Origin of the sequence: Pseudomonas sp. Irchel 3F3, from assembly GCF_900187545.1 — a bacterium.
GTDB classification, from domain to species: Bacteria; Pseudomonadota; Gammaproteobacteria; order Pseudomonadales; family Pseudomonadaceae; genus Aquipseudomonas; species Aquipseudomonas fortuita.
The window spans coordinates 450,085-464,841 of record NZ_FYDS01000005.1; the positions used below are offsets into that span (position 1 = coordinate 450,085).

A 14,757-nucleotide genomic window follows, 5' to 3' on the forward strand; every position below is an offset into this window, starting at 1 on the left:
TTCGCGGGGCAAGGCTGCCCCCACAGGACAGTGCAGTACCTGTGGGAGCGGGTTTGCCCCGCGAATGGGCCGCAAAGCGGCCCCGGGCTTCAACTCAGAAGTCGAAGAAGACGGTCTCGCCTTCCCCCTGAATACGGATATCGAAACGATACGCCGTTTTCCCATCCACTTCGCAACGCTTGGCAATCAAGGTTTCACGCCGCTGCGGCTGCTCAATCAGGTTGAGCACCGGGCACTTGGCGTTGGCTTGGGCTTCATCATCGAAGTACAGGCGCGTGTGCAGGTGGATGTTGATGCCACGGGCAAACAGGCTGATGTTGATGTGCGGCGCCATCGGCACGCCAGCAGCATTGTTCACCACACCCGGCTTGACCGTGTGCAGCGTCCACTCGCCAGCATCGAAGGTGGTGGCGGTGCGGCCGAAGCTGTTGAAGGCGTTCTCCAGGTTGTAGGCATCCTGATACTCGCCATTGGCGTCGGCCTGCCACACTTCCAGGAACGAGTCGCGCACCAGGTGGCCGTTACCGTCATACACCTGGCCGAGTAGCAGAATGTGCTCGCCTGGCGCGTCCGGCTTGGCCAGGCGGTTCCAGATTTCCTGATCGCGGGTCGGGTTGCCGGCCGCTTCCAGGGCCAGGCCGATGTGCACGTAGGGGCCGGCGGTCTGCGAAGGGGTTTCCGGCAGCAGTTCGATTGGCATGGCGGGTTCCTCAGCAGTTTTCGAAGTGGGTCTTGCGCTGGCCGCGCAGCACGATGTCAAAGCGGTAGGCCAGGCAGTCCATCGGGTTGGCGTTGCTCATGTCGAGCTTGGCGATCAACTGCTGTACAGCTTCAGGGTTGGCGATCGACTTGACGATCGGGCACATCGGGATCAGCGGGTCACCCTCGAAATACAACTGGGTGATCAGCTTGGTCGCAATCGACGGGCCGCTGATGCCGAAGTGGATGTGCGCCGGGCGCCAGTCGTTCGGGCCGTTGCGCCAGGGGTACGGGCCCGGCTTGATGGTGCGGAAGCTGTAGTAGCCGTCGCTGTCGGTCAGGCAACGGCCGACACCACCAAAGTTCGGGTCCAGCGGTGCCAGGTAACGGTCGTTCTTGTGCCGGTAGCGGCCACCGGCGTTGGCTTGCCACATCTCCACCAGGGTGTTCGGCACAGGCTTGCCGTACTGGTCGACGACGCGGCCGGCCACGATGATGCGCTCGCCGATTGGCAGGCCACCGTTGTTGAAGTTCAGCAGCAGGTCATGGTCGTGGGCGCCGAAGCCCAGGTGGGAAAAGTTCGGACCAGTGGTTTCGCTGATCGACTGTGGAATGCTGACCAGTGCCTGGCGCGGCGAGCGGGCAATGGACGTTTTGTAGTCAGGCGTAAGGGCTTTGGGGTGCCAGTTGCGATCACGGATCACGAAGCGGCTGTTGTCCTGGGCGGGCATGCCGGTTTCCTCTCTTGGAATTATGTGAACGCCTGGGCGTGGCAGGCGGACTTACAGTTTCCGGCAGGTCGCGGCCATTGAATATTGAAATCGACCACTAGTTCCATAACCAAATGGTTATGGATTAACACTTTGGCCTGACACCTGACGCTGCCGTGAACTAATCTTTGTCTTCTTGTTTCACGGCTCGGGAGAGCACACATGGAATGGCGAAAAGGCCGACGCAGCGACAACGTGGTCGATGCCCGGGGCGAAGGTGGCGGTGGCGGCGGCATGCGCTTCGGCGGCGGCAAGGGGCTGGGGCTCGGCGCAATTCTGCTGATCGTCGGCATCGGCTGGCTCACCGGGCAGGACCCGTTGCAGATTCTTGGCCAGCTCACCGGCCAGATGGCGCAGCAGCAACAGCAGACAGCGCCCAGTGGTGCGGGCGGCAAGGCGCCACCGGCCAACGACCAGCAGGCCGAGTTCGTTGCCTCGGTCCTGGGCGACACCGAAGACACCTGGAAAGCGCTGTTTGCCGAAGCCGGCAAGCAATACCGTGACCCCAAGCTGGTGCTGTTCAGTGGCCAGGTCAATTCGGCCTGCGGCTTTGCCTCGGCGGCCGTGGGGCCCTTTTACTGCCCGGCAGACCAGCGGGTTTATCTGGACATGTCGTTCTTCCGTGAAATGGAAACCCGCTTCGCTGCGGCCGGCGACTTCGCCCAAGCCTACGTGATTGCCCACGAAATCGGCCACCATGTGCAGACCCTGCTGGGCGTTTCGGCCAAGGTCGACGCCGCCCGCCGCAACGGCCAGCGCATGGAGGGCGACAACGGGCTGCTGGTACGCCAGGAGCTGCAAGCCGACTGCCTGGCCGGCGTATGGGCCTACCAGGCGCAAAAACGCCTGAACTGGCTGGAGCCGGGCGACGTCGAGGAAGCGCTGAACGCGGCCAACGCCATTGGCGATGACCGCCTGCAACAGCAAGGCCGCGGCCGCGTGGTACCGGACTCCTTCACCCATGGCACCTCGGCGCAGCGAGTGCGCTGGTTCAAAGCCGGGTTTGCGCAAGGTGAGGTGAACAGCTGCGATACCTTCAGCGCGCGCAGCCTCTGAAACTGCCGGGGCTGCATAGCGGCCCCTGGTTATCCAGTTACAAATCTGCTGAAAAAGCGTTTCAGCTTCCCGGATCATTGCCGATAACCCCTGCACGAGTCAGCGGGCACCCAGAACAACAACGCCTTGCGATCGAAGATCAAGAGAGCGAAAACTACTTCTGGAGTGCGTGCATGAACAGCTGGTTCGCCAACATCAGCGTCAACCTAAAACTTGGCCTGGGCTTCGGCCTGGTGCTGATCCTCACTGGCCTGCTGGCCCTGACTGGCTGGACCAGCCTGGGCAGCCTCATCGACCGCAGCAACTGGATGGGTGACATCGGCCAGCTCAACAAAGACCTGACCGACCTGCGTATTGCGCGTCTGCAGTACATGATCGCCAACGGCGACGATGCCGCCGCCGCCAACACCCAGACCAAGCTGGATGCCTTCAGCAAGCAGCAGGCCTACCTGGCCAGCACCTTCAACAGCCCGGACAACGTCAAACTGCTGAATGAGCTGGGCGCAACCATCAGCGCCTACAAGGTGTCGCTCAACAAGATGCGCCAAGGCTACGACGCCACCCGCGCAGCCCGCGTCTCCATGGACAGCTCGGCCACCCGCGCCGATCAGGCGATGGACGCCCTCAGCCAGGAAGTCATGGCGCGCCCAGAGGCCGACAGCGTACGCCTGGCCCAGTACCTGTTGATCAGCAAGGCCCGCCAGCAACTGCTGCAGGTGCGCATCGACGTGCGCGGCTACATTGCCGACAACAGCGCTGCCAACGAGCAGGCCGCCCTGCGCCAGCTGGATGCAGCGTTAGCCGATATCGACAACCTCAAGCGCCAGCTGCCCACCGAAGACGCCCGCCTGCAACAGTTCGAAAGCGCGGTACTGGCCTACCGTGACGCCGTGCGCCAGTTCCGCGACGCGGTCGCCAACATCACCACCTCACGCGCCGAAATGACCGTGCAGGGCGCCGATATCGTCAAGCGCAGCGATGCGCTGTACCAGATCCAGCTGGAACGCCGCGACATCGAGAGCACCCAGGCCCGTAGCCTGCAGGCCATCGCTACCCTGCTGGCACTGCTGGTCGGCATCCTGGCAGCGGTACTGATCACCCGCCAGATCACCGGCCCACTGCGTGAAACCCTGGTAGCGGTGGAAAAGATCGCCAGCGGCGACCTCACCCACCACGCGCGCATCACCCGCCGCGACGAATTGGGCGTGCTTCAGCAAGGCATCGCGCGCATGGGCACCACCCTGCGCGAGCTGATCAGCGGCATCCGTGATGGCGTCACCCAGATCGCCAGCGCCGCCGAAGAGCTGTCGGCGGTCACCGAACAGACCAGTGCCGGCGCCAACAGCCAGAAGGTCGAAACCGACCAGGTGGCCACTGCCATGCACGAAATGGCCGCGACCGTTCAGGAAGTGGCGCGCAACGCCGAGCAGGCCTCGCATGCCGCCACCGGTGCCGACGACGAAGCCCGCGCCGGCGACCGCGTGGTCGGCGAAGCGATTGGCCAGATCGAGCGCTTGGCGGAGGACATGCACCGTTCCACCGAAGCCATGAACCTGCTGCAGCAGGAGAGCCAGAAGATCGGTAGCGTGATGGACGTGATCAAGTCGGTGGCCGAACAGACCAACCTGCTGGCGCTCAATGCGGCGATCGAGGCGGCACGGGCTGGCGAGGCCGGGCGTGGTTTTGCCGTGGTCGCCGACGAAGTGCGCGGCTTGGCCCAGCGCACGCAAAAGTCCACCGAAGAGATCGAAGAGCTGATTGCCAGCCTGCAGCATGGCACCCAGCAAGTGGCGAACGCCATGCAGGGCAGCCGTAGCTTGACCGACAGCAGCGTCGAGCTGGCGCGCAAGGCCGGAGCCTCGCTGGAGAACATCACCAGTACGGTGTCGGGCATCCAGTCGATGAACCAGCAGATTGCGGCGGCGGCGGAGCAGCAGAGTGCGGTGGCTGAAGAGATCAGCCGCAGCATCCTGAATGTGCGTGATGTGTCCGAGCAGACGGCGGCGGCCAGTGACGAGACGGCAGCGTCGAGTGTGGAGCTGGCGCGGTTGGGTGGGCAGTTGCAAATGCTGGTCAGCCAGTTCCGCGTCTGACCTGGGTAACCCGGGGCCGCTTTGCGGCCCTATCGCCGGCAAGCCTGCTCCCACAGGGACCGCACAGGCCTCGTGGGCATCGGCGTCCCTGTGGGAGCTGGCTTGCCGGCGATAGGGCCGGTACAGGTGTCCGCTTACTTGACGATCATCCCCACCCCACGCCCACGCGGATCGGAAGCGGTCTCAAGCTTCGCCCCATCCACCCGGATCGCCTGGATATCGCCCATCTCCCAGCCTTGGTCCTCAAGCACGTAGCCCATCTTCTTCAGCTCATCCGCCACCGGCCCGGTCAGGGGTGCATAGCTGTCAAAGTAGATAGTGTCCTTGGGCAGCAACTGATGGTGCACGCGCTGTGCCGCGACCGCCTTGTCCAGCGGCATACCGTAGTCGTACAGGTTGTTCATCACCTGAAAGATCGAGGTGAAGATCCGCGAACCGCCTGGGGTACCGATGACCAGCTCGACCTTGCCATCACGGGTCATAAGGCTGGGGCTCATCGAGGACAGCATGCGCTTGCCCGGTTCGATTGCGTTGGCATCGCCACCGACTACGCCAAAGGCATTCGCAGCGCCTGGCTTGGCGCTGAAGTCGTCCATCTCATCGTTGAGCAGGAAGCCTGCGCCCTTCACCACCACGCCACTGCCGTAGTCGAGGTTGAGGGTGTAGGTGTTGCTGACCGCATTGCCCTGCTTGTCCACGATCGAGAAATGCGTGGTCTGGTGCGGCTCAAGGCCCGGTTTGACCTTGTCGGTGTCGGAAATGGCCTTGGGGTTGACCTGCGCGGCGCGCTTGGCCAGGTAGTCCTTGGCCACCAATTGGTCCACCGGCACCTTGGTAAAGGCCGGGTCGCCCAGGTAGTCGGCACGGTCAGCGAAAACGCGCTTCTCGATTTCGGCCAACAGGTGAATGTACTGCGCCGAGTTATGCGCTACGCCCTTGAAGTCCGCCGCGCGGTCTTCCTTGATGCCCAACAGCTGGGCCAGGGCGACACCGCCAGAACTTGGCGGTGGTGCGGTATAGACCACATTGCCACGCCAGCTCACCGCCATCGGCTCACGCCATACGGCTTTGTAATCCTTCAAGTCATCCTTGGTGATCAGGCCCTTGTCAGCCTGCATCTGTGCCACCAGCAGGTCGGCGGTCTTGCCCTGGTAGAACTCGCTCACGCCCTTGTCGGCGATGCGTTCCAAGGTCTGAGCCATTTCTGGCTGCTTGAACAACTCGCCGACCTTCATGTTGCCAAAGTAGTCATTGAAGTTGGTCGCAGTCTTGAACATGCCCTGGGCATCGTTGCGGTACTGGTACTGTTTTTCAGCCACCTTGAAACCGTTTTTCGCATAGCCGATGGCCGGGGTCAGCAGCTCGCTCCAGGGCAGCTTGCCGAACTTCTGGTGCGCCTCCCACAGGCCCATCACCGTGCCTGGCACACCCGCAGCGCGAACCCCGACCAGGCTCAGGTTTTCGATGACCTCACCCTTGTCGTCCAGGTACATGTTGCGTGTAGCGGCCTTTGGCGCGACTTCGCGGTAGTCGAGGAAGTACGGCTTGCCGTCGACGAACAGGGTCATGAACCCACCACCGCCAATGTTACCGGCCTCCGGATAAGTCACCGCCAGGGTGAAGGCAGTGGCCACTGCGGCATCTACCGCGTTACCGCCCTTTTTCAGAATATCGGCGGCGACCTGTGCACCATATTGATCGGGTGCAGCCACCGCGCCGCCCTCCAGCGTGGCGGCATAAACCGAGGAACAGCTCAGGATCGCGGCTGCGAGAGCCAGGTACTGGAACGGGACAATACGCATGACACTTCCTTGGTGTTGTTTTTGTTGAGCACTCAGTAAGACCCAAGCGTTTCGACTGTGCAATCAACCGTAGGAAATTTCGCCGCCTGTGGACAGGATCTGTCGCGTTCAGGCAACTCAGCAGGCGTACATCGCCAGCTTGCGCTGGATGAAATCGAGGAAGCACTGGATACGCAGCGCCAGCTGGGTGTTGCGGTAGTACACCGCGTGGATCGGCTGGCGGTAGCCATTGTTGGCCTCGCTCAGCAGCACCTGCAGGCGCCCGGTGCGGATGTCCTCGTGGGTCATGAAGTGCGACAGGCTGACGATGCCCTCGCCGGCCAACGCCAGCTGGCGCAGGGTTTCACCGCTGGAGGCGATCAGCGCCGGGCGGATGCTGAAGCGGTCACCCTGAGCGTGGCGCAGCGGCCAATGGTTGAGCGATTCGGGCTGGCTGAAACCGAGCAGGCAGTGGCTGGCAAGGTCTTCGACCCGCTGCGGCGTGCCGTGCTGCTCAAGGTAGGCCGGGCTGGCCAGCACCTGTACCGGGCTGCACCCCAGGTTGCGTGCGTGCAGGCTGGAATCGGCCAACTCGCCAATGCGGATCGCCACATCGGTGCTTTGCTCCAGCAGGTCGATGATCAGATCATCGGTGTTCAGTTCAAGCTCGATGCCGGGGTACTGGCGACGAAACTCGCCGATCCACGGCAGGATGGCATGCAGCATGAACGGCGCAGCGGCGTTGATACGCAAGCGCCCGCTGGGTGTCTGGCGGTTCATCGACAGACGCTCTTCCATCTCGTTCATCTGCTCCAGAACCTGCCGCGAGCGCTCAAGGAAGTAACGGCCCTCTTCCGTGAGGTCCATGCGCCGGGTGGTGCGGTTGACCAAGGTGGTACCCAGCTTGCCCTCCAGGCGCGACAAGGTGCGGCTGACGGCGGATGGGGTCTGGCCCATCTGCTCGGCGGCAGCAGAAATCGAGCCGCAGTCGATGACGGCGACGAATACCTGGAGTTCTTCGGATCGGGTTTTCACATCTGGGCCTGTGGTTGGTCTGCGCAAGGATTAGATAGCCGCTTGTCGAGGCCACGTCCAGCAGCGCCTTTACCGGCCTCATCGCGGGGCAAGCCCGCTCCCACAGGTTTTGCACAACCATCAGGAACTGTGGAGAACTTGTGGGAGCGGGCTTGCCCCGCGAAGAGGCCGGAAAAGGCAACCTACTGCTGTGCCCTGCCGAACACCTTGTCCAGATGTGCCTCATAAGCAGCCAACGCCGCCGGCACATCCGGGCGCTTCATCACATCCACCGCCAGGTAAGTCGGCAGGCCAGTCATGCCAAGGAACTGGTTGGCCTTGTGGAACGGGAAGTACACGGCATCCACACCTTTGCCTTCGAAGAAGTCGCTCGGGTCATCGAACGCCTGCTGCGGCGCATTCCAGGTCAGCGACAGCATGTACTGCTTGCCGTGCACCAGCCCACCGCTGCCGTATTTCTGCGAGTGGTCCGAACGGGTACGGCCATCGTTGGCGTAAAGGCTGCCATGGCCCGCGGTAAAGACTTCGTCGATGTACTTTTTCACGGTCCAGGGTGCGCCCATCCACCAGCCCGGCATCTGGTACACGATCACATCGGCCCAGAGAAACTTCTCGACCTCGGCCTGCACGTCGTAGCCGCCGTCGATGAAAGTCTGCTGCACATCGTAACCGGCACGGTCCAGGTGAGCGATGGCCGCTTCGTGCAAGGTCGCGTTGAGGCGGCCTTCGGAATGGGCGAACTGTTTACCACCATTAAGCAGAAGGATCTTTTTCATGCTGGCCTCCCGGGCCGAGTGAAAATTTGATGCCGGCAGGTTAGAGGCTCGCGGGGCTGGGATACAGCAATGACGGGGCAAAATACAATTGAGCAGAAGTCACGAATGGGTAAAGCATTATTGCCTTAGAATCGTTTCACCACCCATCATCGAGTAGTGCCCCATGAGTGAGCAGTTCGCCTTCATCCTCAAAGCCAAGACCCGCCCGGAAATGGCTGATGCGTTCGAAACCCTGTTCCGCCCCTACGTCGAGCCCAGCCGCCAGGAACCGGGCTGCATCGAGTACCACATGCTGCGCGACCAGCAGGACCCAAGCCTGTTCGTGTTCTTTGAAGTGTGGGCCGACCAGGCTGCACTGGACGTGCACTCGGCTTTGCCGCACATGAAGGCGTTTTTTGAAAAGCGCATGGACTACCTGGAGCGCGATTTCGATATCCAGCGGGTCGACATGCTCAGTGCCTCGTCCGCTAGCCGTTGATCAGCAAGTGGCCGCCGAGTGCGGCCAGGCCGATGAAAAAGCAACGCTTGAACAGCAGCGCGCTGATGCGCTGACGCAACCACTGCCCGGCCAGCATGCCGAGCAAGGCGGGCGCCAGCATCAGCAGCGAAGCCCCCAACGCCTGGCCCCCCAGGGCATCCTGCCCGGCCAGGCCAACCGCCAGCGCCACGGTTGAAACCGTGAACGACAGGCCCAGGGCCTGGATCATCTGTTCACGGCTCAGGCCCAGGCTCTGCAGGTAGGGCACAGCAGGTATCACGAACACCCCGGTTGCCGCCGTGATCACCCCCGTCATCAGCCCGCAGACCGGCCCTAGCCAACGCTCGTGCGCCGGCGCCAGGTGCAAGCTTGGGCCGAGCAGGCCGTACAACGCATATGCCAACAAGGCCGCACCCAGTGCGTGCGCGGCCCATGGACCACTGTCGATCCCCAACCAGGCACTGCCCAGCAGGGTGCCAATGAAGATCAGCGCCAGCATCGCCCCCAGCCGCGCCAGCAACGCACGCAGGTGCCCGCCGCTGGCCAGTTGCCAAATGTTGGTGAGGGTCGAAGGCACGATCAGCAATGCTGCAGCCTGCGCCGGTGGCATAGCCAGGCCCAGCAGGCCCATGGCGATGGTCGGCAGGCCCAGGCCGATTACCCCCTTCACCGCACCCGCCAGCAGGAAGGTCAGTACCACCAGCAGCGACAATGCCGGACCAATGTTCTGGTAGAAAGCGAGCGAAGTAGTCATGGGCGGATGATGGCCGGTTCCGGGCTGCGGGAAAATCTGCCATATACTCAGCCAGACTCTTGCAATGACAGAGCCACATGCATTTCGACCTGATCGACCTCAAACTGTTCCAGCACACCCTGGAATGCGGCAACATCACCGCCGGCGCCAGCCGCAGCCACCTGTCGCTGCCGGCCGCCAGCGCGCGCATCCGCGCCATGGAGGCATCGCTGGGTATCCCGTTGCTGGCGCGCAACCGCCGTGGCGTGCAGCCGACCCCGGCTGGCCAGGCACTGCTGCAGCATGCACGTCTGATAGGCCAGCAGGTCGAGCGCCTGCAGTTTGATCTGGGCCAGTACGCGCAAGGGCAGCAGGGCCAGGTGCGCTTGCTGTGCAACACAGCAGCACTTACAGAGTACCTGCCGGAGCTGCTGGCCAGCTATCTGGCTGAAAACCCCGGGGTCAGCGTGGATGTGCAGGCGTTGCCGAGCCTGCGCATCGTGCAGGCGATTACCCAGGGCATGGCGGACCTTGGCATCGTATCGACCGCCGCGCCCAATCAACACCTGCAGACCCGCCCGTTTCGCGATGACCCGCTGGTGCTGGTGACACCCTTGGGCCACCCGTTGGCCAGTGAGGCCGCGCCCCGCTTCATCGACAGCCTGGTCCATGGCCATGTCGGGCTGGGCGCCAGTAGCGCGTTGGCGCAGTATCTGGAGGAGCAGGCACTGCGCGAGGGGCGCCGCATGCAAGTACGGGTGCGGGCCGAGGGTTTCGATGGGGTGATCCGCATGGTTGCTGGCGGGGCCGGCGTCGGGGTGGTGCCGCTGGCAGCCGTGAAGCGCTGGCAGGGCGTGTTGCCAATGCACTGGGTGGCGCTGGAAGAGGCGTGGGCCAACCGCAAGTTGCTGGTGTGCGCGCGGGATTTTGCGGCGTTACCGGGCTATGCCGCAGCATTGGTAACCACCTTCACCCGTTGAAGCGGCAGTTCCTGCACAGGAAGTGCATTTTTTTGGCCGGTCGCACACAATCCTCCCATCGCACCACGAAAAAGGATTTCACAGTGGCATCGATCTACCAGCTCAAACCACGCTTCCAGGCCCTGCTGCGCCCGGCAGTCCAGCGCCTTTACGACCGCGGCGTCACCGCCAACCAGGTCACCGTCGCCGCCGCAGTGGTGTCGATCCTGCTGGGCCTGCTGCTGGCCAGCCTGCCCCACATTACCTGGCTGTTCATCCTGATACCGGTCTGGATGCTGCTGCGCATGGCGCTGAATGCGGTCGACGGTATGCTGGCCAGGGAGTTCGGCCAGCAATCCACCCTCGGCGCCTACCTCAATGAACTCTGCGACGTAATCGCCGACGCCGCCTTGTACCTGCCCTTCGCCCTGCTGGCCGGGGTTTCACCAACGCTGGTGGTGCTGCTGGTGCTGTGTGCCACCTTCAGTGAATACGCCGGTGTCATGGGCCCGCTGGCCGGTGCATCGCGGCGTTATGACGGCCCCATGGGCAAAAGCGACCGGGCCTTTGCCTTCGGCGTGCTGGGCACCGGGGTCGCCTTTGGCCTGCTGAACGGCAGCTGGGTCAATGGCTTGCTGCTGGTCATCCTCGCGCTCTCGCTCTATACCCTCTACAACCGGGTTCGCCAGGGGCTGGCCGAAACCCGCTGAGCCCAAAGCCGCCGCAAAAAGGACGTTGATCATGCGCCAAGCGCAAGCGCTGCACTTCTCCACCCATGACGGTGTCGAGTTGCACTACCGTCATTGGCCTGCCACCCGCAACGAGCACCAGCCACGCCGGGCCGTGGTGATGTTCCACCGCGGCCATGAACACGGTGGGCGCATGGCCCACCTGGCCGATGAACTGGACATGCCGGGCTATGACTTCTTCGCTTGGGATGCCCGCGGCCATGGCCAGTCGCCAGGCGCACGTGGCGACAGCCCGGGGTTTGCCACCAGCGTGCGCGACGTGCAAACCTTCATCGAACATATCCAGGCACATCACGGCATCGCCGAGCACGACATGGTGGTGCTGGCGCAAAGCGTCGGCGCTGTACTGATTGCCACCTGGGCCCACGACTATGCACCCAAGGTGCGCTGCCTGGTACTGGCCTCACCAGCGTTCAAGGTCAAGCTCTACGTGCCGTTCGCCCGCCCGGGCCTGAAGCTGCTCAAGGCCTTGCGCGGCAACTTCTTCGTCAACAGCTACGTCAAGCCCCGCCTGCTCACGCACGACCCCGAGCGGGTCATGTCATACGTGGCCGACCCGCTGATCAGCCGGCCGATTTCGGTGACCATGCTGCTGGGCCTATACGAAGCCGCTGACCGGGTGGTGGCGGATGCCCAGGCCATTCAGGTACCGACCCAGTTGCTGGTATCCGGGGCCGATTTCGTGGTCGAGCGCCAGCCGCAGGAACGCTTTTTCGAACGGCTGGGCAGCACGCGCAAGGAAATGCACCTCCTGCCGGGTTTCTTCCACGATACCCTTGGCGAACGTGACCGGGCCCATGCCCTGAAGCGCATCGAGCGATTTGTGGAGCATTGCTTCGCCAGCCCCGCCGCGCTGCCCTCACTGCTCGATGCCGACAAGACCGGCGCCAGTTGCGCCGAAGCCGAAAGCCTGGCCGCACCATTGCCACGCCACTCGCCGCGTGACCTTTACTGGCGCGCTACCCGCGCTGGGCTAAGCCTGGGCAAGGGACTGTCTGCGGGTGTGAAACTGGGCTTTGACACCGGCTTCGACTCGGGCAGCACGCTCGACTATGTGTACCGCAACCAACCGACCGGCAAGGGCAAGCTGGGCCGCCTGATCGACCAGCACTACCTCGACGCCATCGGCTGGCGCGGTATTCGCCAGCGCAAGCTCCACGTCGAAGAGCTGCTGCGCTTGGCCATCAACCGGCTGCGCGAACAACAACGGCCAGTGCACATTGTCGATATCGCCGCCGGTCATGGCCGCTACATCCTCGAAGCCCTGCAAGACCTTGAGCAGTTGCCTGATTCGATCCTGCTGCGCGACTACAGCGAGCTGAACGTGCAGCAAGGCAGCGCGCTGATCGCCGAAAAGGGCCTGGCTGACATCGCCCGTTTCGTCCAGGGCGATGCCTTCGACCGCCAGAGCCTCGCCACGCTGGAACAGCCACCGACCCTGGCCGTTGTATCGGGGCTCTACGAACTGTTCCCCAGCAACCAACTGGTGGGCAATTCGCTGGCCGGCCTGGCCGATGCCGTGGAAGATGGCGGTTATCTGGTCTACACCGGCCAGCCGTGGCACCCACAACTGGAAATGATCGCCCGCGCGCTCACCAGCCACCGAGGCGGCGAGGCCTGGGTGATGCGACGCCGCAGCCAGGCCGAAATGGACCAGTTGGTAGAAGCAGCCGGCTTCCGCAAGCTGGCCCAGCGCATCGATGAATGGGGTATTTTCAGCGTCAGCCTGGCACAGCGGGTGCGCTGAATGAACCCACCACGCGAGCCTGGGCTGGTACGCCGAGGGGTGTGCTGGCTTCTGCTGCTGGGGCCGTTGTTCTTCCTCAGTTACGGGCTGGCGAACAACCATACCGCCGGCCGCAGTGATGTCGGCAGCCTGGTGTTCGGCTGGGAGCGCAGCATGCCGCTGTGGCCTTGGACGATCATCCCGTACTGGTCGATCGACTTGCTCTACGGGCTGTCCTTTCTGCTGCCGCGTACGCGCCAGGAAATGGACCGGCATGCGCTGGCACTGCTCAGCGCACAAGTGATCAGTGTCACCTGCTTCCTGCTGTGGCCGCTGCGGTTCACCTTCGAACGGCCGGAGCTGGGCGGGCTGTTCGGCTGGCTGTTCGATGTGCTAATGGGGTTCGACAAGCCGTTCAACCAGGCGCCTTCGCTGCACATTGCGCTGCTGGTGATCATCTGGACGATGTTTGCCCGGCATGTGCGGCGTCAGCCCTGGCGATGGCTGATGCATGGCTGGATGGCGTTGATCGGGGTGTCGGTACTGACCACCTGGCAGCACCATTTCATCGATGTACCCACGGGGGCACTGGCGGGGTTTGCCTGCGTCTGGCTGTGGCCGTATCAAGGGCGGCTGCCCTGGCAGCAGGTGCACTTTGCACGGGATGCCAAGCGCTGGTGGGTCGCGTTTTGTTATGCCCTGGGCGCAGTGTTGTGCGCAGTGCCTGCCGTTGAATTGAGCGGTGCCTGGTTGTGGTTGGCTTGGCCGAGTCTATCGCTGGCGCTGGTTGCGCTGAATTATGCCGTGTTCGGTGCAGGCGGGTTTCAGAAAGGCGCCGATGGGCGCTTGTCGAGCGCGGCCATATGGCTGCTGACACCGTACCTGGTCGGAGCGTGGGTCAATTCGCGGCTCTGGACCTGGCACCACCCGCAGGCCGATGAGGTGTGCGATGGCGTGTATCTGGGGAGGGTCCCTGGGCGCAGCACGCCGTTCGCCGCAATTGTCGATTTGTGCGCCGAGCTGCCGTGCGCTGTCAGCCGCCCTGCTGCGCACATTTGTGGGAGCGGCGTTGTGTCGCGAAAGGGCTGCGCAGCGGCCCCGGCGATGTCTGCCGCAAAGCTGAAAAACCGGGGCCGCTTCGCGCCCCTTTCACGACACGAGGCCGCTCCTACAACGGCCGCGCCAGCCTTTGAGTATCAGTGTTTCCCTACCCTGGACCTGATAGCGCCGGACGTTGCCCTTTTACAGCAGGCCGCCGACGCCATCGAACGCCTGCGCGCCCAAGGCCCCGTACTGGTCTGCTGCGCTCTGGGCTATTCACGCAGCGCCAGCGCCGTGGCCGCCTGGCTGCTGCTCTCCGGCCGCTGCAGCGACGCCCAGCAGGCCGAAGCACTGATCCGCAAAGCCCGCCCCGGCATCGTCCTGCACCCGGCACACCGCCGGGCCCTGCAACAGCTTGGAGCACAGCCATGAACCTGCGGGTGGTGGCCTGCCTGCTGGGCCGCGGCAAACAGCTGGAACGCGTGTCCGACGGGTTCACCCTGCTGGCCCTGGCCTACGGCCTTGCGCCGTTGCTGGGTGCGCCCCTTCAAACGCTGGCCAGCTTGCTGTGCGGCGTGCTGCTGGTGCTTGGCGTAGTGCACAAGTACTGGGCCATCCGCGTGGCCATGGATGCCGAACTGTTCACCCACCTCGCCAGCAGCAACCACCTGGCAGCGGACACCCAGGCCCTGGACCGCGCCCTGTTCGAGCTGAAACTGAAACCGCAGGCCACGGACGCCCGCGCCTGGCCTGAACGCAGCCAGGCCGCGTTGGGCCTGTTGCGCCGCCAGGCAGTGTGCCTGGGCCTGCAGTTGTCGCTGGCCTTGGCTACCCTGCTGACACTGCCTTTGAAGGGATGAC

General features: G+C 63.6%; 14 protein-coding genes. 8 read left to right on the top strand and 6 right to left on the bottom strand.

Translation table 11 applies throughout. The features are described 5' to 3' along the window. Positions 1-94: 94 nt before the first annotated feature. Positions 95-700: a protocatechuate 3,4-dioxygenase subunit alpha gene (pcaG, locus tag CKW35_RS13395; RefSeq protein ID WP_003251601.1), complete on the bottom strand. Its 606-nt coding sequence runs from the start codon at positions 698-700 to the stop codon at positions 95-97. Between the two features lie 10 nt (positions 701-710). Next, entirely contained in the window at positions 711-1,430 is a 720-nt protein-coding gene (gene pcaH, locus CKW35_RS13400) for a protocatechuate 3,4-dioxygenase subunit beta (RefSeq protein ID WP_016489110.1), read from the bottom strand. 201 nt (positions 1,431-1,631) lie between these two features. Between pcaH and CKW35_RS13405 the strand changes: the two genes are divergently transcribed. Both CKW35_RS13405 and CKW35_RS13410 read left to right on the top strand, forming a co-directional pair. Beyond that, entirely contained in the window at positions 1,632-2,525 is an 894-nt protein-coding gene (locus CKW35_RS13405) for a neutral zinc metallopeptidase (RefSeq protein ID WP_016489111.1), read from the top strand. Between the two features lie 173 nt (positions 2,526-2,698). Further along, entirely contained in the window at positions 2,699-4,618 is a 1,920-nt protein-coding gene (locus tag CKW35_RS13410; RefSeq protein ID WP_060517399.1) for a methyl-accepting chemotaxis protein, read from the top strand. 134 nt (positions 4,619-4,752) lie between these two features. On the opposite strand, the gene ggt is transcribed toward CKW35_RS13410, so the two are convergent. The 3 genes from ggt to CKW35_RS13425 form a co-directional block, all read right to left on the bottom strand. Further along, positions 4,753-6,420 carry a gamma-glutamyltransferase gene (ggt, locus tag CKW35_RS13415; protein ID WP_016489113.1) on the bottom strand — a complete coding sequence of 556 codons (1,668 nt, stop codon included), beginning with the start codon at positions 6,418-6,420 and terminating at the stop codon, positions 4,753-4,755. A 117-nt stretch (positions 6,421-6,537) separates the two neighbouring features. Then, entirely contained in the window at positions 6,538-7,434 is an 897-nt protein-coding gene (locus tag CKW35_RS13420; RefSeq protein WP_016489114.1) for a LysR family transcriptional regulator, read from the bottom strand. 182 nt (positions 7,435-7,616) lie between these two features. Continuing rightward, positions 7,617-8,210: an NAD(P)H-dependent oxidoreductase gene (locus CKW35_RS13425; RefSeq protein ID WP_016489115.1), complete on the bottom strand. Its 594-nt coding sequence runs from the start codon at positions 8,208-8,210 to the stop codon at positions 7,617-7,619. Positions 8,211-8,373: 163 nt separating this feature from the next. Between CKW35_RS13425 and CKW35_RS13430 the strand changes: the two genes are divergently transcribed. After that, a complete protein-coding gene (locus CKW35_RS13430) occupies positions 8,374-8,688 on the top strand; it encodes a putative quinol monooxygenase (protein WP_023046908.1) in 315 nt (104 codons plus the stop codon). Here CKW35_RS13430 and CKW35_RS13435 read toward each other — a convergent pair. Continuing rightward, positions 8,678-9,442: a sulfite exporter TauE/SafE family protein gene (locus CKW35_RS13435; RefSeq protein ID WP_095116127.1), complete on the bottom strand. Its 765-nt coding sequence runs from the start codon at positions 9,440-9,442 to the stop codon at positions 8,678-8,680. The genes CKW35_RS13430 and CKW35_RS13435 overlap by 11 nt on opposite strands. Positions 9,443-9,519: 77 nt before the next feature. Between CKW35_RS13435 and CKW35_RS13440 the strand changes: the two genes are divergently transcribed. From CKW35_RS13440 to CKW35_RS13460, 5 genes are all read left to right on the top strand, one after another. Beyond that, the gene (locus CKW35_RS13440) at positions 9,520-10,401 is read left to right on the top strand and encodes a LysR substrate-binding domain-containing protein (RefSeq protein ID WP_023046906.1); all 882 of its coding nucleotides are present in this window, start codon (positions 9,520-9,522) and stop codon (positions 10,399-10,401) included. 83 nt (positions 10,402-10,484) lie between these two features. Beyond that, entirely contained in the window at positions 10,485-11,090 is a 606-nt protein-coding gene (locus CKW35_RS13445) for a CDP-alcohol phosphatidyltransferase family protein (RefSeq protein WP_023046905.1), read from the top strand. A 31-nt stretch (positions 11,091-11,121) separates the two neighbouring features. Beyond that, on the top strand, positions 11,122-12,876 hold the full coding sequence (locus tag CKW35_RS13450) for a bifunctional alpha/beta hydrolase/class I SAM-dependent methyltransferase (protein ID WP_016489120.1): 1,755 nt from the start codon (positions 11,122-11,124) through the stop codon (positions 12,874-12,876). Next, complete coding sequence (locus CKW35_RS13455) at positions 12,877-14,328, top strand: phosphatase PAP2/dual specificity phosphatase family protein (RefSeq protein ID WP_070086422.1); 1,452 nt, start codon at positions 12,877-12,879, stop codon at positions 14,326-14,328. Beyond that, entirely contained in the window at positions 14,325-14,756 is a 432-nt protein-coding gene (locus CKW35_RS13460; RefSeq protein ID WP_023046903.1) for a hypothetical protein, read from the top strand. Before CKW35_RS13455 ends, CKW35_RS13460 begins: the two co-directional genes overlap by 4 nt. Position 14,757 lies beyond the last annotated feature (1 nt).